The organism is Burkholderia sp. 567 (genome assembly GCF_040545115.1).
Classification (GTDB): domain Bacteria; phylum Pseudomonadota; class Gammaproteobacteria; order Burkholderiales; family Burkholderiaceae; genus Burkholderia; species Burkholderia ambifaria.
The window spans coordinates 375,934-397,604 of the sequence record NZ_JBEPLG010000006.1; the positions used below are offsets into that span (position 1 = coordinate 375,934).

Annotated in this window: 15 protein-coding genes; 7 read left to right on the plus strand and 8 right to left on the minus strand. The window is 70.0% G+C overall.

Going from position 1 to position 21,671, the window contains the following annotated elements; genetic code table 11:
* Positions 1 to 69: 69 nt before the first annotated feature.
* The 6 genes from ABIC50_RS19800 to cobA form a co-directional block, all read right to left on the minus strand.
* Positions 70 to 1,011, minus strand: a complete 942-nt coding sequence (locus ABIC50_RS19800; protein ID WP_126225501.1) for a helix-turn-helix transcriptional regulator — start codon at positions 1,009 to 1,011, stop codon at positions 70 to 72.
* A gap of 126 nt (positions 1,012 to 1,137) precedes the next feature.
* A complete protein-coding gene (locus ABIC50_RS19805; protein ID WP_354166345.1) occupies positions 1,138 to 1,929 on the minus strand; it encodes a YkgJ family cysteine cluster protein in 792 nt (263 codons plus the stop codon).
* Between the two features lie 32 nt (positions 1,930 to 1,961).
* Positions 1,962 to 2,561 (minus strand): uracil-DNA glycosylase family protein, encoded by a 600-nt coding sequence (locus tag ABIC50_RS19810; protein WP_011658943.1) that lies wholly within the window; start codon positions 2,559 to 2,561, stop codon positions 1,962 to 1,964.
* A 167-nt stretch (positions 2,562 to 2,728) separates the two neighbouring features.
* Complete coding sequence (locus tag ABIC50_RS19815) at positions 2,729 to 3,772, minus strand: CmpA/NrtA family ABC transporter substrate-binding protein (protein WP_011658942.1); 1,044 nt, start codon at positions 3,770 to 3,772, stop codon at positions 2,729 to 2,731.
* A 5-nt stretch (positions 3,773 to 3,777) separates the two neighbouring features.
* Positions 3,778 to 4,374: an ANTAR domain-containing response regulator gene (locus ABIC50_RS19820; RefSeq protein ID WP_354166347.1), complete on the minus strand. Its 597-nt coding sequence runs from the start codon at positions 4,372 to 4,374 to the stop codon at positions 3,778 to 3,780.
* A gap of 165 nt (positions 4,375 to 4,539) precedes the next feature.
* Entirely contained in the window at positions 4,540 to 5,310 is a 771-nt protein-coding gene (gene cobA / locus ABIC50_RS19825; protein ID WP_354166350.1) for a uroporphyrinogen-III C-methyltransferase, read from the minus strand.
* Between the two features lie 676 nt (positions 5,311 to 5,986).
* Here cobA and ABIC50_RS19830 point away from each other — a divergent pair.
* The 7 genes from ABIC50_RS19830 (at position 5,987) to ABIC50_RS19860 (ending at position 19,326) form a co-directional block, all read left to right on the plus strand.
* The gene (locus ABIC50_RS19830; protein ID WP_165753191.1) at positions 5,987 to 7,312 is read left to right on the plus strand and encodes an MFS transporter; all 1,326 of its coding nucleotides are present in this window, start codon (positions 5,987 to 5,989) and stop codon (positions 7,310 to 7,312) included.
* A gap of 21 nt (positions 7,313 to 7,333) precedes the next feature.
* A complete protein-coding gene (nirB, locus tag ABIC50_RS19835; protein WP_354166352.1) occupies positions 7,334 to 9,943 on the plus strand; it encodes a nitrite reductase large subunit NirB in 2,610 nt (869 codons plus the stop codon).
* 38 nt (positions 9,944 to 9,981) lie between these two features.
* Complete coding sequence (nirD, locus tag ABIC50_RS19840; protein WP_006761456.1) at positions 9,982 to 10,329, plus strand: nitrite reductase small subunit NirD; 348 nt, start codon at positions 9,982 to 9,984, stop codon at positions 10,327 to 10,329.
* A gap of 16 nt (positions 10,330 to 10,345) precedes the next feature.
* Complete coding sequence (locus ABIC50_RS19845; RefSeq protein WP_354166354.1) at positions 10,346 to 14,539, plus strand: bifunctional nitrate reductase/sulfite reductase flavoprotein subunit alpha; 4,194 nt, start codon at positions 10,346 to 10,348, stop codon at positions 14,537 to 14,539.
* A 108-nt stretch (positions 14,540 to 14,647) separates the two neighbouring features.
* A complete protein-coding gene (locus ABIC50_RS19850) occupies positions 14,648 to 15,082 on the plus strand; it encodes a hypothetical protein (RefSeq protein WP_354166356.1) in 435 nt (144 codons plus the stop codon).
* A gap of 372 nt (positions 15,083 to 15,454) precedes the next feature.
* Positions 15,455 to 18,049 (plus strand): bifunctional lysylphosphatidylglycerol flippase/synthetase MprF, encoded by a 2,595-nt coding sequence (mprF, locus tag ABIC50_RS19855; protein ID WP_354166359.1) that lies wholly within the window; start codon positions 15,455 to 15,457, stop codon positions 18,047 to 18,049.
* A complete protein-coding gene (locus ABIC50_RS19860; protein ID WP_354166361.1) occupies positions 18,046 to 19,326 on the plus strand; it encodes a virulence factor family protein in 1,281 nt (426 codons plus the stop codon). The genes mprF and ABIC50_RS19860 overlap by 4 nt, the downstream gene beginning before the upstream one ends.
* Positions 19,327 to 19,400: 74 nt before the next feature.
* Here ABIC50_RS19860 and ABIC50_RS19865 read toward each other — a convergent pair whose 3' ends face one another.
* Entirely contained in the window at positions 19,401 to 19,865 is a 465-nt protein-coding gene (locus ABIC50_RS19865) for a DUF934 domain-containing protein (RefSeq protein ID WP_354166363.1), read from the minus strand.
* Positions 19,862 to 21,646: a nitrite/sulfite reductase gene (locus ABIC50_RS19870; protein ID WP_354166365.1), complete on the minus strand. Its 1,785-nt coding sequence runs from the start codon at positions 21,644 to 21,646 to the stop codon at positions 19,862 to 19,864. Before ABIC50_RS19870 ends, ABIC50_RS19865 begins: the two co-directional genes overlap by 4 nt.
* Between the last annotated feature and the right edge of the window lie 25 nt (positions 21,647 to 21,671).

A 21,671-nucleotide genomic window follows, 5' to 3' on the forward strand; every position in this document is an offset into this window, starting at 1 on the left:
GCATGCACGGAACGATACCCGACGCATGCGCGCCCGGATGCGACGCAACTGCGTTTTAACCGGACAAATCTACGCGTCGCCGGCCGCCGGCGCCGCGTCGGCGTCCGGCAACGCGGCGTTGGCGTCCCGGTACGCCTTCGGCGACACGCCGACCCGCGCGCGGAAGCGCCGCGCGAAATACCCTTCGTCGCGGAAGCCGACCGAGCGCGCGATGTCCGCGATGCGGCGGCTCGTATGCGCGAGCAGCGATTGCGCGAGCGCGATCCGGCGCTCGGTCACGAGGTCGGTGAAGGTGCTGCCGGTTTCCTTGCGCACGAGGTGTGCGAGGTAGTTCGGCGACAGGAACGCGGCCTCGGCGGTGGCCGCGAGCGTCAGGTCCTCGCGGGTCAGGTTCGCGCGCACGTGGCGCAGCACGCGCGCGAGTGCGTCGCGTCGGCCCGCGCGCTGGGCGCCGCGCTGCGCGAGCTTGTCGAGCGCGCCCGCGTACTGCGTGCACACGAGCCCGATCAGCTGCAGCAGGTAGCCGCGCAGCAGCGTGGTCGAGCCGAAGGTGCGCACGCGGTCGGCGTCGAGCATGCAGAGCGCGAGGCGGCGCGCCTCGTCGAACGCGTCGCCGGTCAGGATGAAGTCGAGATGCTCCTGGAAGCGGAACGGCGTCAGCTCGGGAAAGCGGTGCGCGGGAACGTCCTCGAGATCGAGCGGATCGACGTCGAGATCGGCGCGCAGGAACGCCTGGCTGAAGTTGATCACGATGAAGTGCGCGCCGTCCGGATGCGGAATCAGGTGCTCGCGGTGCGGCAGCACGAACGCGAGCGCGCCGCGCGGAAATGGCCGCGTGACGCCGCCGATCCGCTGTTCGGTGTCGCCGCCGAGGTTGAACTGGATCTGGAAATACGCGTGACGGTGCGGCTCGGTGATCGCCTGGCGCGACGCCTGGTCGCGGATGTAGAAATCGAGCCGGTCGCTGCGTTCGGGCATCCCGTACAGGCGCGGCGGGGCGGTGGAGGGCATGAAGGATTCTGCTGTTCGTGACGCGGTTGAGCCGCGATGGTACAGCGAACCGCGCGAGGCCGGAATCCGGCGGTCGGTCCGCGCGGGCTGGTCGGATGGCGGGGCGCTCCGCGCGGCGACGGCGAATTACGTTGCCGGATGAAAGCCGAGATAGCGGCAGCGCGTGCCGGCCTCGTCGTTCGCGAGCCGGCTGGACGCGCCGACCGAGCGGAGCGTGTCGGCGGTCGCGGTGCGATTCGTCAGCAGCGTCCACGCCGGAGTCGCGCGATCGTCGGCCATCGCCGCCGCCGCCGTGTACGGATCGGCAAGCGCGTTCAGTTCGGACAGCAGCGTATCGGCGGGCGGCGCATGAATCGCGAAGCCTTCGTTCGCGACGGCCGCCGCATCGATGCCGAGCGCCGCGCACAGTCGCGCGCGCAGCGGCGCTTCCGCCGCCCTTGCTTCCCGCGAGCGCGCGATGTTCTCGTGCGTTTGCACATCGACGATCGTTCCGTGGCGGGCGAGCGGCACGTGCTGCCACGCGTCGGGCGGGCACTGCTTGCCGTCCGGCACCAGCGGCACGAACGGATTGACCTCGGCCGGGTAGATCCGGCACACCAGCGGGCGTTCGTCGTAGATGCCGCAGCGCAGGTCGTCGCGCAGATTCGGGCACGGCCCCGCATGGGATGCGGTGAGGATGGTGGTGACACGTATCGGCAACGTGCCGCTGAACGCGGGCGACGAACGTGCCCGCTTGTACGCGGCGAACGCGTCGTCGGCGGCCGGTTCGACGGGCCATGGCATCGCGTCGCACAGCAGTTCCACGCGGCCGCCGCGCCGCAGCCACGCAACGGCCTCGGCGACGGTCAGCGGAATGCGCAGGTCATGGCAGCAGCGGCCGCAGCCGGTGCATGAAAAGTCGATGTCGTGGTGATTCATGTCGATGGGAAGCGCGGTGCGAGCGGCTGCCGTCAGCCCGCCACCAGTGGCGCGACGCGCCGGCGCAGTTCGGGCACGACCTCGGCGTCGAACCACGGATGATGCTTGAACCACGCCTGGTTGCGCGGCGACGGATGCGGCAGCGGCAGCACGTCGGGGCCGTAGTCGCGCCACGCCTGCACGGTGTCGGTCAGCGTCGCCTTGCGCGTGTCGCGCAGGAAATGCCGCTGCGCGTACTGGCCGATCAGCAGCGTCAGCCGGATCGACGGCAGTTCGGCGAGCAGCCGGTCGATCCACAGTGGCGCGCATTCGGGGCGCGGCGGGTTGTCGCCGCTCGCGCCGCGGCCCGGATAGCAGAAGCCCATCGGCACGATCGCGAAGCGCGTCTCGTCGTAGAAGGTGTCGGCGTCGACGCCCAGCCAGTCGCGCAGCCGCTTGCCGCTCGCATCGTCCCACGGGATCCCGCTCGCATGGACGCGGGCCCCGGGCGCCTGCCCGACGATCAGGATGCGTGCGTCGCGATGGGCGCGCACGACCGGACGCGGGCCGAGCGGCAGGTCGGCTTCGCAGGCGCGGCACGCGCGGATTTCAGTGAGCAGCACGTCGAGCGGCGTGCGCGTTCGTTTCGGCATCGATTCTGAACGGGGACGGAAGGGGCGGCGCGGATATCACGGCGTCCGGGCGGCGCCGGCGCCTGTGCCGCTCGGCGCATCGCGTCAGGCGCTCCCGCATCGCGCGGCGTCGCGCGGTGCGTCGACCCTGCGGCCCTATGGCGCCGGCATCCTGCGAATCGGAAGGATCACTCGCCCGCTGAACCGCCTTCGGCGACCGCAGCATCATACAACGCCGTCTGCGCGATCGCTGCGGCGATCCCCGCGTCGTCGTGCTCGCCGTCGAGCATGCCCCAGCGCCGGTATTGCGACAGGAACCACTGGCCGTCGCGCGGATCCGGCCGGTTCACGGCGCCGCCGTCGTGGAAGCGGATCGGCAGCGGCGGCTGCGCGAACGGCCCCGCGCCGTAGTCGCCGAGCAGGCGCGGCGCGATCAGCCGGGCCGGCACGCCGAGCGCGTCGGGCGACGCGAGCCAGCCGGCCGCCTCGCGGCGGTGCGCGGGATCGTCCAGCCACGCGCACGCATCGACGAGCGTGCGGATCAGCGCGCGCGCCGTGGCCGGATACAGCGCGACGAATTCGCGGCGCGCGGCGAGCACCTTCTCCGGATGATCGGGCCAGATCTCGCTCGTGACGGCGACGGTCCGGCCCGCGCCGCAGGCCTCGGCCACCGCGTGCCACGGCTCGCCTGCGCAGAAGCCGTCGAGCTCGCCGCTCGCGAGCGCCGCGACCATCTCGGGCGGCGGAATCACGACGCTGCGCACGTCGCGCAGCGGATCGACGCCGTGCGACGCGAGCCAATGATTCAGCCACATCGCATGCGTGCCGGTCGGGAAGGTCTGCGCGAGCAGCGGCTTGCGGCCGAGCGTCGCGAGCGCCGCGCGCACGTCGCCGCTTTCGCGATACGCGTCGGCGAGGCCGCGCGCGAACGTGATCGCCTGGCCGTTGCGGTTCAGCACCATCAGCGCGGCCATGTCGGTCTGCGGGCCGCCGATGCCGAGCTGCAGCCCGCACACGAGCCCGTACAGCGCATGCGCGGCGTCGAGCTCGCCGGTCAGCAGCTTGTCGCGCACGGTGGCCCACGACGGCTGGCGGCTCAGTTCCAGCGTCAGGCCATGGCGTGCGCCGAGATTCAACTGCTGCGCGACGATCAGCGGGGCCGCGTCGCTCAGCGCGACGAACCCCAGACGAAGATGCGCGCGTTCCGGCGCGGCGGGAGGCGAAGATGTCATGGCATTCAAGAGTGGGATGACGCGTCGTACAGTTGCCGGGCGACGTCGACGATGCGCAGCCCCTGATCCATCGCGCGTTTGCGCAGGAACGCATACGCATCCTGTTCGGACAGCTTGCGCTGGTCCATCAGCAGGCGCTTCGCGCGGTCGATCAGCTTGCGCTCGGCGAGTTCGCGCTCGACGTCGGCGAGCCGGCGACGCAGCGCATCGTCGTGCGAGAAGCGCGCGAGCGCGACTTCGAGGATCGGCGCGAGACGCTCGGCCGACAGCCCTTCGACGAGATACGCGCTGACGCCCGCGCCGACCGCCGCGTGAATCAGGTCCTGATCGGCATCGTGGCTGAACATCAGCACGGGGCGCGGCGCCGTGGCGTGCATCACGGCGAGTTGCTCGAGCGTGTCGCGCGATGGCGAATCGGTATCGATGATCACGACGTCGGGGCGCTGCTCCTCGACGGCGGCGGGCAGGCGCGCGGGCGTCGCGACGTCGTTCAGCATTTCGTAGCCGAGGCGCGCGAGCGCGTCACCGAGTTCGCCGATCGGCTTGTCGGTGTCGGTGACGAGCAGCACGCGCAGGCGGAGGGGAGGAACAGGCGTACTCATGAGGCGAACGGCGGCGGCGAAATCGTGGTGCGATGCGCGGATCGGGCGCGGCGGCCTCGTGCGGAAACCGGGCCGCCGCAGCACGCGGCGGTCCGGCGGCCGGCGCCATCGGCACCGCTGTTTTCATGATAGGTGGGCGGCCGGTGCCGCGTGGCGTCGAACATGCTACGCGGCACGGGAGAACGCCGTCTCGATCGCGGTGCCCGCATCCGGCACGCGCTGCACGGCCGCTTCGCCGATTGCGCCGCCGACGAGGATCACCGCCGGGCTGCCGAGCCCGGCTGCGGCCACACCGCGTGCGAGGCCGCCGAGCGTGCCGGTCCAGCGGCGCTCGTGCGGCGTGCCGGCCCATTGCACGGCGGCGGCCGGCGTCGACGCGGGCAAGGCGGCGAGCAGGCCGGCCGCGATGCTGTCGACGCGGCTCATCCCCATGTAGATCGCGAGCGTCGTGCCGGTGGCCGCGAGCGCCGTCCAATTCGGCTCGCCGTGATCCTGGCGGTGCGCGGTGACGAACGTGACGCCCTGGCAGTGCTCGCGGTGCGTGAGCGAGATGCCGAGGCTCGCGGCGGCCGCGAATCCCGACGAGATGCCGTTGATGATGTCCACCGGAATCGCGGCGGCGCGCAGCGTCGCGAGTTCTTCGCCGGCGCGGCCGAACAGCAGCGCGTCGCCGCCCTTGACGCGCACGACGTGCGCGCCGCGCAGCGCGTAGCGGCGCATCAGTTTCTCGATGAACGCCTGCGGCGTGGAGCGGCAGCCGCCGCGCTTGCCGACGCGGATCACGCGTGCGTGCGGCGCGAGTTCGACGATGCCGGGCGCGACGAGAGCGTCGAGCAGCAGCACGTCGGCGGCCGCCAGCGCCTTCACGGCCTTCAGCGTGAGGAGATCGGGATCGCCGGGGCCGGCGCCCAGCAGCGTGACTTTGCCAGTCGTCATGTCGTGTTCCTGTACCGCGTGCGTGCGGCGGTCGAGAGCGTATCGGTGCGCGCGGCGGCGGCGGGCGGTCGAAGCGACCACGGCATCCGGCCGTGCCGTGCACGGGAGGGACGTCGTTGTCCGGTCTGCTGTACCTGCCTGCGACGGCGCGCCCGCATCGCGGGGGGCCGCCCACCGGCTCCGTTGCCGGTGTGTGCATTCGATTCAGCAATATCCGGGCCAGCCTGCGCGAACGACACGGCGCGCGTGCCGGCATGCGCGTCCCAATGGCTGCATCGGCGCCGCACACGCGTGCGGTCGAAGGGTCAGGGCGCACGCGATCACACATCGGCGTGCATCACGGCCCCGTCCGCGCGCACCGCGATGTCGCACGGCGACAGTGCTGCAGCGCACCACATCTGTGCCTCGATGCATTCCAACGAATCGCGCGCGGCGCGCCGCAAAGACGGGAGTGACGGGCGGCGAGCGTTGTGCGGCGGGGCTTTCGGCGCGATTCGGGCCGACATGGCACGGCGCTTGCGTTAGGTGGTCCGGGCGAATCAACGGCGATTCGTCCGCAGCACCGATTACTGAACGCGCCCGGCAACGGGCTTCTTCATGGGCAACGGCGTCCTACGCATCGGGTCTCTCGACGAGACCGGGTGCGCAGGACGCCGTTTTTCGTTTGGCGGATGACATGACCGACAAAGCTACCCGTATCGATCTCTTCTCGTTCCGCACCGCGCCGATGCGCGCATTCCACATGACGTGGATGGCGTTCTTCGTGTGCTTCTTCGCATGGTTCGCATGCGCGCCGCTGATGCCGCTGATCGCGCGCGAATTCCACCTCACCGCGGCGCAGGTCGCGAACATCAACATCGCCGCGGTGGCCGCGACGATCGCCGTGCGGCTGCTGGTCGGCCCGCTGTGCGACCGCTTCGGCCCGCGTCGCGTGTATGCCGGGCTGCTCGTGCTCGGCGCGATTCCCGTGTTCGCGGTGTCGTTCACGCACGACTATCTGTGGTTCCTGATCTGCCGCCTGGGCATCGGCGCGATCGGCGCCGGCTTCGTGATCACGCAGTACCACACGTCGGTGATGTTCGCGCCGAACGTGGTCGGCACCGCGAACGCGACGACGGCCGGCTGGGGCAACGCCGGTGCGGGCGCGACGCAGGCGATGATGCCGCTGCTCGTCGCGGCCGGCCTGATCCTCGGCTTCGGTGACAGCGCGTCGTGGCGCATCGCGCTGGTCGTGCCGGGCGTCGCGATGCTCGTGATGGCCTGGGCGTACTGGCGCTTCACGCAGGACTGCCCGCAAGGCGACTTCGTCGCGCTGCGCAAGCAGGGCGTGACGGTCGACAGCGGCAAGAAGGGCGGCTGGGCGAGCTTCTTCGCGGCGTGCGGCAACTATCGCGTGTGGATGCTGTTCGTCACCTACGGCGCGTGCTTCGGCGTCGAGGTGTTCATCCACAACATCGCCGCGCTGTACTACGTCGACCACTTCCATCTGTCGCTGAAGGATGCCGGCTTCGCGGTCGGCCTGTTCGGGATGCTCGCGCTGTTCGCCCGCGCGCTCGGCGGCTGGCTGTCGGACAAGATCGCCACGCGCCGCAGCCTCGACGTGCGCGCGGCGCTGCTGTGCGCGCTGATCATCGGCGAAGGGCTCGGGCTGATCTGGTTCTCGCATGCGCAAGGCATCGGCATGGCGCTCGTCGCGATGCTGACCTTCGGCCTCTTCACGCACATGGCCTGCGGCGCGACCTATGCGCTCGTGCCGTTCATCGACCGCAAGGCGCTCGGCGGCGTCGCGGGGATCATCGGCGCGGGCGGCAACGTCGGCGCGGTGGCCGCGTCGTTCCTGCTGAAGGGCGTCGGCGACGTGCAGCACACGCTGAGCCTGCTCGGGCTCGCCGTCACCGCGACCGCATTGTGCGCGATGGCCGTGCGCTTCAGCGAAGAACACAAGGCACGCGAGGCCGAGCTGCGCGATCGCGCGCTGGCCGCCGCGCAAGCCGCGAACTGATCGACCGAGGGAAACGCCATCATGAAACTCATCGTCATCGGCCACGGGATGGTCGGCCACAAGCTCCTCGAATGCGTCGCGGCGCAAGCCGGCACGGCGGATGCGCTGCAGGTCACGGTGCTCGGCGAGGAACCGCGCCCGGCGTACGACCGCGTGCACCTGTCGGAATTCTTCGCGGGCAAGTCGGCGGACGACCTGTCGCTCGTCGAGCCCGGCTTCTTCGAACGCCATCCGCGGTTCGACCTGCGCCTGAACGCGTGCGTCGCGTCGATCGACCGCGCCGCGCACACGGTCACGCTCGCGTCGGGCGAGACGCTCACGTACGACAAGCTGGTGCTCGCGACGGGCTCGCGTCCGTTCGTGCCGCCGGTGCCGGGCCGCGACCGCGCGGGCTGCTTCGTGTACCGGACGATCGAGGATCTCGAGGCGATGCAGGCGTGCGGCGCGCACGCGAAGCGTGGCGTGGTGATCGGCGGCGGGCTGCTCGGCCTCGAATGCGCGAAGGCGCTGCGCGACATGGGGCTCGAGACGCACGTCGTCGAATTCGCGCCGCGGCTGATGGCCGTGCAGGTCGACGACGGCGGCGGCCGGATGCTGCGCGCGAAGATCGAGGCGCTCGGCGTGACCGTGCATACGGGCAAGAACACGCTCGAGATCGTCGACGGTGAAGAAGGTACCCATCGGATGGCGTTCGCCGACGGCTCGCATCTCGACGCCGACATGATCGTGTTCTCGGCCGGCATCCGCGCGCGCGACGAACTGGCACGCGCGTGCGGTCTGGACATCGGCCCGCGCGGCGGCGTCGCGATCGACGACGCGTGCCGCACGAGCGACGCCGACATCTACGCGATCGGCGAATGCGCGGCCTGGAACGGGATGGTGTACGGCCTCGTCGCGCCGGGCTACGACATGGCGCGCGTGGTCGCGAAGCAGCTCGCGGGTGACGCCGACGAATCGGCCGCGGCCGCGTTCGCCGGTGCCGACATGAGCACGAAGCTCAAGCTGATGGGCGTCGACGTCGCCAGCATCGGCGACGCGCACGGCACGACGGCCGGCAGCCGCACCTACCAGTACGCGGACGAGCGTCGCCAGGTCTACAAGAAGCTGGTGGTGTCGGATTGCGGCAAGTTCCTGCACGGCGCGGTGATGGTCGGCGACGCGGCCGAATACGGCACGCTGCTGCAGATGATGCTGAACCGGATCGAGCTCCCCGAATCGCCGGAATTCCTGATCCTGCCGTCATCGGACGGCGCGGCGAAGCCCGCGATCGGCGTGGATGCGCTGCCGGAAGGCGCGCAGATCTGCTCGTGCAACAACGTGTCGAAGTCGCAGATCTGCGCGGCGGTGGGCGACGGCGCGACGAGCCTCGGCGCACTGAAGTCGTGCACGGGCGCGGGCACGTCGTGCGGCGGCTGCGTGCCGCTCGTCACGCAGATCATGAAGGCCGAGATGAAGAAGCAGGGCCTCGCGGTCAACAATCATCTGTGCGAGCACTTCCCGCATTCGCGCCAGGAGCTGTTCCACCTGATCCGCGTCGAGCGCATCACGACGTTCGACGAGCTGCTCGCGAAGCACGGTCGTGGCCTGGGCTGCGACGTGTGCAAGCCGGCCGTCGCGGGCATCCTCGCGTCGTGCTTCAACGAGTTCGTGCTGAAGAAGGAGCATGCGGGGCTGCAGGACTCGAACGACTACTACCTCGCGAACATCCAGCGCGACGGTACGTACTCGGTCGTGCCGCGCATGCCGGGCGGCGAGGTGACGCCGGAAGGGCTGATCGCGGTCGGCCAGGTCGCGCGCAAGTACGGCCTCTACACGAAGATCACGGGCGGCCAGCGCGTCGACCTGTTCGGCGCGCGCGTCGAGCAGCTGCCGTCGATCTGGGAAGAGCTGATCGCCGCCGGCTTCGAATCGGGCCATGCATACGGCAAGTCGGTGCGCACCGTGAAGTCGTGCGTCGGCTCGACGTGGTGCCGCTACGGCGTCGACGATTCGGTCGGCCTCGCGATCGACATCGAGAACCGCTACAAGGGCTTGCGCGCGCCGCACAAGATCAAGTTCGGCGTGTCGGGCTGCACGCGCGAGTGCGCGGAAGCGCAGGGCAAGGACATCGGGATCATCGCGACCGAGAAGGGCTGGAACCTGTACGTGTGCGGCAACGGCGGGATGAAGCCGCGCCACGCGGAACTGATCGCGTCCGACCTCGACCGTGCCACGCTGATCCGCTACATCGACCGCTTCCTGATGTTCTACGTGCGCACCGCCGACCGGCTGCAGCGCACCAGCGTGTGGCGCGACAACCTCGAAGGCGGGCTCGACTACCTGACCGACGTCGTCGTGCACGACAAGCTCGGCATCGCGGCCGAACTCGAGGCCGACATGCAGCACGTGGTCGACACCTACGAATGCGAATGGAAGAAGGCCGTCACCGATCCGGAAACGCGCAAGCGCTTCCGCCACTTCGTGAACAGCGACGCGCCCGACGCGAACATCGCCTTCGTCGAGACGCGCGGCCAGATCCGTCCCGCGACGCCCGACGAGCGCGTGGGCGGCAGGCCCGTGCGGATTCCGGTCGTCGCCGAAGCGGCCACGGAATCGGCAACTGAATCTGCAGCCGAATCGGCAACCGTTTGACCTTTACCGACACCCGCGTCTTTTCCAAGGAGCCCATCATGAACGATCGTCTTCCCCTGTCCTGGACCCGTGTGTGCCCGCTCGACGACATCGTGCCGAACACCGGCGTGTGCGCGCTCGTCAACGGCGAGCAGGTCGCGGTGTTTCACGTCGCGCATGCTGAAGCCGGCGGCGTGTTCGCGATCGACAACGTCGATCCGGTGTCGCAGGCGGCCGTGATGTCGCGCGGGCTGATCGGCAGCCTCGGCGAGCGCGTCGTGGTCGCGTCGCCGCTGTACAAGCAGCATTTCGACCTGCGTACCGGCGAATGCCTGGAAGCGCCCGAGAAGTCGGTGAGCGCGTATCCGTCGCGGGTCGAGGACGGGTTCGTGTGGATTGCCGCCTGAGCGCGCCGGAGCACGCATGAGCGCCACCCCCGTCAAGAGCGTGTGCCCGTACTGCGGCGTCGGCTGCGGAATGGTGCTGCACGTCGAGGATGGCGAGGTCGTCAAGGTGTCCGGCGACTCCGAGCATCCGACCAACTTCGGGCGGCTGTGCACGAAGGGCTCGTCCGCGCACGTCGCGTTGCGCCGCTCCGGGCGGCTCGATCGCGCGTTCGTGCGGCGCGCGCGGGAGGACGATCTGGTGCCGCTGCCGGCCCGCGACGCGATCGCCGAAACCGCGCGGCGGCTGCGCGCGGTGCTCGACACGCACGGGCCCGATGCGCTGTCGTTCTACGTGTCGGGGCAGATGTCGATCGAGGCGCAATACCTCGTGAACAAGCTCGCCAAGGGCTTCGTCGGCACCAACAACATCGAGTCGAACTCGCGCCTCTGCATGGCGAGCGCGAGCACCGGCTACAAGCAGTCGCTCGGCGCGGACGGCCCGCCCGGGTCGTACCAGGACTTCGATCGCGCGAACCTGTTCTTCGTGATCGGCGCGAACATGGCCGACTGCCACCCGATCCTGTTCCTGCGGATGATGGATCGCGTGAAGGCCGGCGCGAAGCTGATCGTCGTCGATCCGCGCCGCACCGGCACCGCCGACAAGGCCGACCTGTTCCTGCAGATCCGGCCGGGCACCGATCTCGCGCTGACCAACGGGCTGCTGCACCTGCTGCACGCGAACGGCCGCACCGATGCCGCGTTCATCGACGCGTACACCGAAGGCTGGGACGCGATGCCCGCGTTCCTCGCCGACTACACGCCTGAGCGCGTCGCCGAAATCACGGGGCTCGCCGAAGCCGACATCCGCACGGCCGCGCAATGGATCGGCGACGCGCAGGAATGGATGAGCTGCTGGACCATGGGGCTCAACCAGAGCACGCACGGCGTGTGGAACACCAACGCGATCTGCAACCTGCATCTCGCGACGGGCACGATCTGCCGCCCGGGCAGCGGGCCGTTCTCGCTGACCGGCCAGCCAAACGCGATGGGCGGCCGCGAGATGGGCTACATGGGCGCCGGCCTGCCAGGCCAGCGCTCGGTGCTGTCCGACGACGACCGGCGCTTCGTCGAGAACCTGTGGCGCGTGCCGGCCGGCACGCTGCGCAAGGAAACCGGCAACGGCACGGTCGACCTGTTCGAGCGGATGGCGGCGGGCGACATCAAGGCGTGCTGGATCGTCTGCACGAATCCGGTCGCGACCGTGCCGAACCGGCAGAACGTGATCGCGGGGCTGCAGGCCGCGGAGCTGGTGATCGCGCAGGACGCGTTCCTCGACACCGAGACCAACCGCTACGCGGACATCCTGCTGCCCGGCGCGCTGTGGGCCGAGGGCGACGGCGTGATGGTCAATTCCGAGCGCAACATGACGCTGATGCGCGCCGCGATTGCGCCGCCCGGCGACGCGCTGCCGGACTGGCGCATCGTCGCGGAGGTTGCGCGTGCGATGGGCTTCGGCGAGGCGTTCGACTATGCGTCGGCGGCCGACGTGTTCGACGAGATCGTGCGCTTTTCGAATCCGGCGACCGGCTACGACCTGCGCGGCGCGAGCCATGCGGCGCTGCGCGACGGCCCGGTGCAATGGCCGGTCGCGCCGGGCACCGCGCGCGAGCGGCACCCGATCCGCTACCTGAACGACGGCGTGAGCCAGACGCCGCGCGCGGCCGACAGCGGGCACGACGCGCCGCGCATCGCGTTCCCGACGCCGTCGGGCAAGGCGCGCTTCTTCGCGCGGCCGCACGTCGCGCCGGCCGAACTGCCGGACGACACGTTCCCGATCGTGCTGAACACCGGGCGGCTGCAGCATCAATGGCACACGATGACGAAGACGGGCAAGGTGCCGATGCTGAACAAGCTCAATCCGCGCCCGTTCGTCGAACTGCATCCGGACGACGCGGGCGCGCTCGGCATCGCGACGAAGGACAGCGTCGAGATCCGTTCGGCGCGCGGCCGCGCGGTGCTGCCGGCCGTCGTGACCGAGCGCGTGCAGCGCGGCAACTGCTTCGCGCCGATGCACTGGAACGACGTGTACGGCGACGACCTGTGCATCAACGCGGTGACGAACGACGCGATCGATCCAGAATCGCAGCAACCCGAACTGAAATATTGCGCGGTCGCGCTGACGCGCGTCGACACGGATGCGTTCGCGTCCGCCGACGACGACACGGCGCGGCCCGATGCCGCCGCGGCCGATGCCGATGCGCGGCCCGCGCCGGCGACGGTGCAGATCACGGCTTCACAGGAATCCGACATGGCAGACCTCGACACTTTCGCGGCGGCGCTCGGCGTGGCCGATCTCGCGCCGCCGCCGCTCACCGAGGCGGAACGCCTGTACGTGGCCGGCCTCGTCAGCGGGCTGAAGGCGAGCGCCGGCCGGCGCGAAGGCGGCGTGCCGGTGCTGCCGGCCGGCGCGCCGCTCGCGCCGCCGGTGCGGTTCTGGCTCGACGGGATGCTCGCGGGGCTGTTCAGCCGCGCGCTGCCCGCCCACCCGGCGGACGGTGCGGCGCCCGCGCTGCCGGCCGACGCCGCCGCGCCCGGCGGCGTGCGGATCGTGCGCACGCGTCCGAAGGTCGTGCTGCTGTGGGCGTCGCAGACGGGCAACATCGAATCGCTGACCGAGGACTACGCGACGCAGCTGATGAACGCGGGCTTCGAGATCCGCACTGCATGCATGTCCGACTATCCGGTCGCGTCGCTGGCCGGCGCGCAATACGTGCTGCTGATGACGAGTACGTTCGGCGACGGCGATGCGCCCGACAACGGCAGCGAGTTCTGGGATGCGCTGCAGGCCGACGGCGCGGCGCGCCTCGACGGCGTGCACTTCGCGGTGCTCGCGTTCGGCGATCGCAACTACGACCAGTTCTGCGGCCACGGCCGCCGGCTCGATGCACGGCTCGCGGAGCTGGGCGCGGCGCGCTTGTGCGCACGCGTCGATTGCGACGTCGAGTTCCAGCGCGATGCGGACCAGTGGCTCGAACGCGTGGTCGCCCGGATCAAGGACGCGGATGCGGCGCTGCACGCGGTGCCGTCCGCCGGATTGAGCGCGTCGGGGCTGCTGCCGACCAAGGCGCGTCCGGCGCCGTCGAAGCTCGTCGCGAACCTGCGGCTCAACCGGCCGGGCGCAGCCAAGGACACGCGCTACGTGTCGCTGTCGACCGAAGGAGCGAACCTCGAATATGAGGCCGGCGACGCGCTCGGCGTGTGGCCGACCAACTGCCCGGAGCTGGTCGACGAGTTGCTGTCGGTCACCGCGCTGAAGGCCGACGCGCCGGTGTCGATCGACGGCGTCGGCGACATGCGCCTGGGCGACGCGCTGGCGCGCCACTTCGACATCACGCGCCCGCACCCCGACACGCTCGCGTTCATTGCATCGCGCAGCGCGAACGGCGCGCTGAAGGCGCTGCTCGGCGACGATCGCAAGGCTGATCTGAAGCAATGGTTGTGGGGGCAACAGCTTGCGGACGTGTTGCACGAGTTTCCGGTCGAGCTGTCGGGCGCGGAGCTGGTCGCGATGCTGAAGCGGCTGCAGCCGCGGCTGTATTCGATCGCGTCGAGCCCGAGCGCGCACCCGGGCGAGATCCACCTGACGGTGTCGGCCGTGCGCTATCACAACGGCCGGCGCGCGCGCAAAGGCGTCGCGTCGACGTTCCTCGCCGATCGCGCGGACGACGGGCGCGTGCCGGTGTTCGTGCAGAAGTCCGCACATTTCCGGCCGCCGGTGAACGGCGACGTGCCGGTCGTGATGGTCGGGCCCGGCACGGGCGTCGCGCCGTTCCGCGGCTTCCTGCACGAGCGGCAGGCGCGCGGCGCGCGCGGACGCAACTGGCTGTTTTTCGGCGAGCAGCATGCGCAGACCGACTTCTACTACGGCGACGAGCTCGAAGCGATGCGCGACAGCGGCTTCCTGACGCGGCTCGATCTCGCGTTCTCGCGCGACCAGGCCGACAAGATCTACGTGCAGGACCGGATGCGCGAGCAGGGCGCCGAGCTGTACAAGTGGCTGGAGGAGGGCGCGCACTTCTACGTGTGCGGCGACGCCGCGCGGATGGCCAAGGACGTCGATACCGCGCTGAAGGCGGTCGTGGCCGAGCACGGCGGGATGTCGGACGAAGCCGCGAACGACTACGTCGCGCGGCTCGCGAAGGCGCGCCGCTACATGCGGGACGTGTACTGAGCGTATCGGCGGCACGGCCGGATCGTGCCGGCGCCACGGCCGGCCCTGCAACGATGCGCCGGACGGCGCATGATGGCGGCTTCACTCACGCAGCCCAGGAGTCGCGTCATGACGGCACGCCGGAATTTCCCGCTTCGAACCCTCGTGATGGCCGCATCGCTGGCCGCCGCCGCACTCGGCTGCGCGCCGGCTGTCGGCCAGACGTCGACCGTGCCGACCAGCACGGCTGCCGCGACGCCCGACAACGCGGTGCTGCTGACGGTCTTTCTCAAGCACGACCAGTCGCGCCCGCTCGCCGAGCTGAACGCGCAACTCGCGAAGCAGGGGTTCTACAAGGCGTTTCCGCCGCCGGGAGTCGAGGTGGTGAGCTGGACCGTGACGATGGGAATCGGGCAGATCGTCGTGCTGCGGTTGCCGGCGTCGCGCGTACGGGAGGTCAATCGCGTGCTGGAGGACACGGCGTGGGGCGCGTACCGGACGGAGTTCTATCCGACCTACGACTACAAGGCGATCGGGCTGGCGGAGCACGAGCGGGCGAAATGACGACGCGCCGCGATCCGTCCCCTTTCGCTGAAACCCGCGCGGGCTCGCGGTTTTTGCTCATTCGGGCGGGGCGGCCGGGAGAATTCTTCCCGAATGCGCGATTCGTCAGTCAACCGACGAAAAATCCCCGGCGGTTCCCGGTATGATGCGCACCGTGCGCATGATTTGATGCGCCATTGATGCACCCGCCGCGCCCAAACCGCCCGGTGCGAGACCGAAAGATTCTGTAATATAAATTCCGTATACTCGTCAGTTCTGATTCAGGCGCCCGTGCTTTGGACCTAAGCCGGCCGCCCTCGCACAACAACCAAGATTCGTCGCCGCCCGGCCGTCCCGCGCCGCGACAAGCTATGCACCGCCACTGAACAATCTATGTCTTCCCGCCACTCTGGTCCGCCCGGCCGCGCCGCGGCGGCGATCGCCCGTGTGTCGACGCTGATCCGCAACGAGCGCGTGCTGTCGCCGCTGCTCGCGCTCGGCATCGGCCTGCTGCTGATCGTGGTTTTCCAGCACCTGTCCGAATCCGTCGACTACCGGTCGGTGATCCGCCAGCTGCGCCACATGTCCGTCGGCGAATGGGGCGCATCGCTCGCCGCGACGGCCCTCAGCTATCTCGCGCTCGTCGCCCGCGATGCGGTCGGCTTGCGCTACGTCGCCGCGAAGGTGCCGCGCGCCGCGCTGTGGATCGGCTCGATCGCCGGCTCCGCGCTCGGCAATGCGACCGGCTTCGGCGCGCTCACGGGCGGCGCCGTGCGCGCGCGCGTGTACGGCGTGTCGGGCGTCACGCCCGCGCAGATCGGCCGGATGACGGTATTCACCAGCGGCACGCTCGCGCTCGCGCTGGTGCTGATGACGGCGGTCGGCATGGTCTGCGTGCCGCAGACGCTCGCCGCGATGCTGCATGTCGCGCCGGGCGTGCTCACGTGGAGCGGCGCCGCGCTGCTCGTGGTGCTGGCCGTCGTGGTCGCGCTGTGCGGCAACACCGCGCGTCCGGTCGTCACGCGCTTCAAATGGCTCGCGTTCGACGTGCCGGCACGGCGTGACCTCGTCGCGCAGGTCGTCTACGCAGTGCTCGACGTCGTGGCCGCCGGCCTGACGCTGTGGGTGTTGCTGCCGGTCGCGCCGGTCGGCTTCCCGACCTTCATCACGGTCTACGCGGCCGCGCTGCTGCTCGGGATGATCGGTCATACGCCGGGCGGGATCGGCGTATTCGAAGCCGCGATGGTGTTCACGCTGGGCCGCGAAGTGCCCGCGCACGCGATGGTCGCCGCGCTGATCGCGTATCGCGCGATCTACTTCGGCGTGCCGCTGGTGCTGTCGGCCGGCCTGCTGGCCGGCTTCGAGGGCCGCGCGCTGCGGGGCCGGCTCGTGTCGCGGCAGGCCGCACGCGTGTCGCAACTGGCGCCGCTGTTCCTGAGCCTCGTGACCTTCGCGGTCGGCGGGATGCTGGTGATCTCGAGCGCGACGCCCGCGTTCTGGTACAGGATCGCGATCCTGCGCAACATCGTGCCGCTGTGGGTGCTCGAAGGCTCGCAGGTGATCTGCAGCGTGCTGGGCGTCGCGCTGCTGTTCGTCGCGCGCGGGTTGCTGCGCCGGCTGGACGGCGCGTGGTGGATGACCTTCGCGCTGACGCTCGCTAGCCTCGCGCTGTCGCTGGCGAAGGGCCTCGCGTTCGTCGAGGCCGGCGTGCTCGGCACGCTGCTGGTGCTGCTGCTCGTCAGCCGCCGCCGCTTCAGCCGGCATTCGTCGCTGCTCGCCGAGCGCTTCACGGTGAGCTGGTTCGTGTCGGTGACGATGGTGCTGATCCTCGCGGTATGGGTGCTGTGCTTCGCGTTCCGCGATGTGCCGTACACGCGCGATCTGTGGTCGCATTTCTCGTTCGACGCACGCGCGCCGCGCGCGCTGCGCGCCACGCTCGCGTCCGGCGTGTTCGTCGCGCTGTTCGCGCTGTGGCAGCTGCTGCGCCCCGCGCCGGGCCGTTTCGTGAAGCCGGTCGCGCAGGACCTGCTCGACGCCGAGCAGATCATCCGTGCGCAGGAATGCAGCGATGCGGGCCTCGCGCTGATGGGCGACAAGTCGTTCCTGTTCTCCGAATCGCGCCGCGCGTTCCTGATGTACGCGAAAAACGGCCGCACCTGGGCCGCGCTGCACGATCCGGTCGGCCCGCGCGAGGAATGGCCGGCGCTGATCAGCAAGTTCATTGCGCTGGCGCATGCGCACAGCGGCCGCGCGGCGTTCTACCAGGTGCGCGCGAACGCGCTGCCGCTGTACCTCGACGCGGGGCTCACGCTGATGAAGCTCGGCGAGGAAGCGCACATCGCGCTCGACCGGTTCGACCTGAAGGGCTCGAATCGTTCGCACCTGCGCTACGCGCTGCGCCGCGGCGACAAGGACGCGCTGAGTGTCGAGGTGATCGCGCCGTGCGACGTGCCGGCCGCGCTGCCGGCGCTGCGCGACATCTCGGACGGCTGGCTCGACAGCCGCGACGCGCGCGAGAAGAGCTTCTCGGTGGCCGCGTTCCACGACGGCTATCTCGCGACGCAGTCCGTGATGCTGGTGCGCCAGGCCGACAAGCCGATCGCGTTCGTCACGTTCATGACGACCGACCTCAACACCGAGGCGACGGTCGGCGTGATGCGTCATCTGCCGGAAGCGTCGCCGTATGCGATGGAGTATCTGTTTACGCAGCTCGCGCTGCATCTGAAGGAAGCGGGGTTCCTCAAGCTGAGCCTGGGTATCGCGCCGTTCTCGGGGATGGGGGCGGCGAAGATGCCGTCGCCGTGGCACCGGTTCGGGCTGATGGTCTGGCGCTTCGGCGGCCGCTTCTACAACTTCCGTGGCTTGCGTGCATTCAAGAGCAAGTTCGAGCCGCACTGGGAGCCGCGCTATCTCGCGGCCTCGGGCTCGGTCGGCGTGTTCGTCACGCTCGCGGATCTGTCCCTGCTGGCTGGAGGTCGGCGCTCATGATGTTGAAGAAGGGTATCGCGCAGGCGGCAGTCGCCTGCGCGGGAATGATGCTGGCCGGCGCCGCGCTCGCGGCGCAGACGGCGGCGGCGAAACCGGAAACCGTGTCGGGCGGCCGCTACGGCCCCGTGACCGTGACGAAGCCGAGCGGTCCGCTGCGCGGCTTCGTCGTGCTGTTCTCGCGTGAGCGCGGCTGGGGTGCCGCCGATCAGCAGGCGGCCGACGCGCTCGCGAAAGCGGGTGCGATGACGGTCGGCGTGGATTCGGCGCGCTATGCGGCGAACCTCGCCGCGAAGCAGGAAACCTGTCACCACCTCGACGGCGACGCCGAGGCGGTCAGCCACCAGCTCGAACGCCTCGCGCAATCGGCGCGTTACTACACGCCGATCGTCGCGGGCGTGGGCCAGGGCGGCGCGATCGCGAAGCAGATCCTGGCGATGGCGCCGGAGAACACGATCGCCGGCGTCGTGTCGGTCCAGCCGGCGGCGAAGCTCGATGCGCGCTTCAAGCCGTGCCCGCCTGATCCGACGATCGTGCGCCGCGCGATGCCGGGCTTCGTCGAAACGGCCGCGGCCGGCGACACCGCGAAGCTCGTATCGCTCGTCACGTCGCACCTGCACGACACGAGCAGCAACGACGAGCTCGACGTGTCGGACCTGCCGCTCGTCGAGCTGCCGGCGAAGGGCGGCAGCGACCGCCTCGCGATCGTGATCTCGGGCGACGGCGGCTGGCGCGATCTCGACAAGACGATCGCCGAGGCGCTGCAGCGCGACGGCGTGTCGGTGGTCGGCATCGACAGCCTGCGCTACTTCTGGAGCGAGAAGCCGCCCGCACAGGTGAGCCGCGACCTGGCGCGCGTGATGCGCACGTACATGGCGCGCTGGCATGCGAACCGCGTGGCGCTGGTCGGCTACTCGTTCGGCGCGGACGTGATGCCGTTCGCGTACAACCGGCTGCCGGCCGACCTGCGTGACAAGGTCGCGGTGATGTCGCTGCTCGGCTTCGCGCCGGCCGCGGATTTCCAGATCCGCGTGACGGGCTGGCTCGGGATGCCGGCGAGCGACAAGGCGATGAAGGTCGCGCCGGAAATCGCGAAGGTGCCGCCGTCACTCGTGCAGTGCTTCTATGGCGCGGAAGAGCAGGACACGATGTGCCCGGCGCTCGCGAATACCGGCGCCGACGTGATCAAGACGGGGGGCGACCACCACTTCGGCCACGACTACATCGCGCTCGAGAAGAAGATCCTCGGCGCGTTCGGCAAGCCGGTGGCGGCGCGCTGAACGCCGGCGTCCGCTTCGCGGCGGGCGCGGTGCTTGCGGTTCATCGGACGGGCGGCCTGCATGGCTGCCCGTTTTTACTTTTCCGTTTCCTTTTCCGCTTGCGTCGCGGCGTCCTGCCGCGGTGTCGCCGTTCTCGCATCGCGCTGATAGAAGCCGGGAAACCGGTCGAGCTGCCGCCGCGCGGACGCGAGATCGGCATCGGCACCCAGCACCGCACTCGAAAACCCGGTGCGCTCCATCAGCAGCAACTGGTCGATCAGCACGTCGCCCGTCGCGCGCAGGTCGCCGGCGAAACCGAAGCGCTTGCGCAGCAGGTACGCCTGGCTGTACGCGCGGCCGTCGGTGAAGGACGGGAAATGCAGGTCGATGCGCGCGGCCTGCGCGATCCGTGCGGCGAGCGGCGGCAGTTCCTCGTCGTTGCCGATCGTCATGATCGTCAGGGCAGCGGTGCCGGACGCGTTTGCGTCGTCGGCGTGTTCGGCCGGCGTCAGCAGCCGGATGCGCGGGTTCGTGCTGGCGTGTTCGTCAGTCGGTTTCATGCGTGCTCCGCGTGGTGACGTGCGTCGTTCGCCGCAGCCTTGAAGGGTTCGGCGCCGATGCGGCGCACCGTGTCGATGAATCGCTCGCAGCGTCCGTCGGCGTCGAGCCGCGCGTCGAGATACACGTTGACGAGCGCATCCACGACATCGACGATCTCGTCCGCCGAGAACGACGGTCCGATCACCTTGCCCGGCCGGGCGGGGCCGCTCGCGCTCGAACCGTCCGAGCCGCCGAGCGTCACCTGGTACCACTCCGCGCCGTCCTTGTCGACGCCGAGGATGCCGATATGTCCGCTGTGATGATGGCCGCACGAGTTGATGCAGCCGCTGATGTGCAGGTCGATGTCGCCGACGTCGTGCAGCATGTCGAGATCCTGGAACCGTTCGGCGATCGCGTCGGCGATCGGGATCGAGCGCGCGTTCGCGAGCGCGCAGAAATCGCCGCCCGGGCACGCGATCATGTCGGTCAGGAGTCCGACGTTCGCGCTAGCCAGGCCGATCGCGCGCGCGTGTTCCCACAGCAGGAACAGGTCGTCGACGTGCACCCACGGCAGCACCACGTTCTGCGCATGCGTGACGCGCGCCTCGCCGGCCGAGAAGCGGTCGGCGAGCTCGGCGAGCGCGTCGAGCTGCTCGGGCGACGCGTCGCCGGGTGCCTGCAGGCGGCGCTTGAACGACAGCGTGACGATGCGCAGCGCGCGGTCGCGGTGCGCGGCGACATTGCGCGCGAGCCAGCGCGCGAACGCCGGATGGCGATTGGCGTGCGCGGTCATGCGCGCTTCGGCGGCGTCGAGGTCGAGCGTGCGCGACGTCAGCCGCGGCGGGACGAACGATGCCGCGATGCGGTCGAACTCGGCCTGCGGGATCGTGTGCGGGCCGCCGTCATGCTCGACGATCTGGCGGAACTCTTCCTCGACGTCGTCGATATAGCGCTGCCCCTCGCTCTTCACGAGGATCTTGATGCGCGCCTTGTACTTGTTGTCGCGCCGCCCGTAGCGGTTGTACACGCGGACGATCGCCTCGATGTAGTTCATCACGTGCTGCCACGGCAGGAACGCGCGCAGCAGCGTCGCGATCAGCGGCGTGCGGCCCATGCCGCCGCCGACGCTCACGCGAAAGCCGAGTTCGCCGGCGTCGTTGCGCACGAGCTTCAGCCCGACGTCGTGCCAGTCGGTCGCCGCACGATCCTCGGCGGCGCCGGTGATCGCGATCTTGAACTTGCGCGGCAGGAACGCGAATTCCGGATGCAGTGTCGTCCACTGGCGCATCGCCTCGGCGAACGGACGCGGGTCGGCGATCTCGTCCGGCGCGACGCCCGCGCGTTCGTCGCACGAAATGTTGCGGATGCAATTGCCGCTCGTCTGGATTCCGTGCATGTCGACGGTCGCGAGCAGGTCCATCACGTCGGCCGCCTTCGCGAGCGGAATCCAGTTGAACTGCACGTTGGTGCGGGTCGTGAAGTGCGCGTTGCCGGTCGGCAGGCGCAGCGTGCCGAGCAACGCCTGCGCGTCGCGGGCGGCGCGATAGGTGGCGTCGTCGGGCACGTCGTAGTCGCGTGCGATCCGCGCGAGCACGCGAAGCTGCGCGCTCGACAGTTCGCCGTACGGCACGGCGACGCGCAGCATCGGCGCATGGCGCTGCACGTACCAGCCGTTCTGCAGGCGCAACGGCCGGAACGCGTCCTCGCTCAGCGTGCCGTGCTGCCAGCGCTCGAGCTGGTCGCGGAACTGGGCGGCGCGGCTGTGCACGAGCGCCCGGTCGAAATCGGTATATCGGTACATGACGTGATACGCGAGATGAGCGGCG

Coding starts and splice junctions, on each gene's coding strand:
- ABIC50_RS19850 (WP_354166356.1), top strand. CDS start 14,648: ATGACGGCACGCCGGAATTTCCCGCTTCGAACCCTCGTGATGGCCGCA.
- cobA (WP_354166350.1), bottom strand. CDS start 5,310: ATGACGACTGGCAAAGTCACGCTGCTGGGCGCCGGCCCCGGCGATCCC.
- mprF (WP_354166359.1), top strand. CDS start 15,455: ATGTCTTCCCGCCACTCTGGTCCGCCCGGCCGCGCCGCGGCGGCGATC.
- ABIC50_RS19845 (WP_354166354.1), top strand. CDS start 10,346: ATGAGCGCCACCCCCGTCAAGAGCGTGTGCCCGTACTGCGGCGTCGGC.
- ABIC50_RS19810 (WP_011658943.1), bottom strand. CDS start 2,561: ATGCCGAAACGAACGCGCACGCCGCTCGACGTGCTGCTCACTGAAATC.
- nirB (WP_354166352.1), top strand. CDS start 7,334: ATGAAACTCATCGTCATCGGCCACGGGATGGTCGGCCACAAGCTCCTC.
- ABIC50_RS19830 (WP_165753191.1), top strand. CDS start 5,987: ATGACCGACAAAGCTACCCGTATCGATCTCTTCTCGTTCCGCACCGCG.
- ABIC50_RS19805 (WP_354166345.1), bottom strand. CDS start 1,929: ATGAATCACCACGACATCGACTTTTCATGCACCGGCTGCGGCCGCTGC.
- ABIC50_RS19860 (WP_354166361.1), top strand. CDS start 18,046: ATGATGTTGAAGAAGGGTATCGCGCAGGCGGCAGTCGCCTGCGCGGGA.
- ABIC50_RS19800 (WP_126225501.1), bottom strand. CDS start 1,011: ATGCCCTCCACCGCCCCGCCGCGCCTGTACGGGATGCCCGAACGCAGC.
- ABIC50_RS19820 (WP_354166347.1), bottom strand. CDS start 4,374: ATGAGTACGCCTGTTCCTCCCCTCCGCCTGCGCGTGCTGCTCGTCACC.
- ABIC50_RS19870 (WP_354166365.1), bottom strand. CDS start 21,646: ATGTACCGATATACCGATTTCGACCGGGCGCTCGTGCACAGCCGCGCC.
- nirD (WP_006761456.1), top strand. CDS start 9,982: ATGAACGATCGTCTTCCCCTGTCCTGGACCCGTGTGTGCCCGCTCGAC.
- ABIC50_RS19815 (WP_011658942.1), bottom strand. CDS start 3,772: ATGACATCTTCGCCTCCCGCCGCGCCGGAACGCGCGCATCTTCGTCTG.
- ABIC50_RS19865 (WP_354166363.1), bottom strand. CDS start 19,865: ATGAAACCGACTGACGAACACGCCAGCACGAACCCGCGCATCCGGCTG.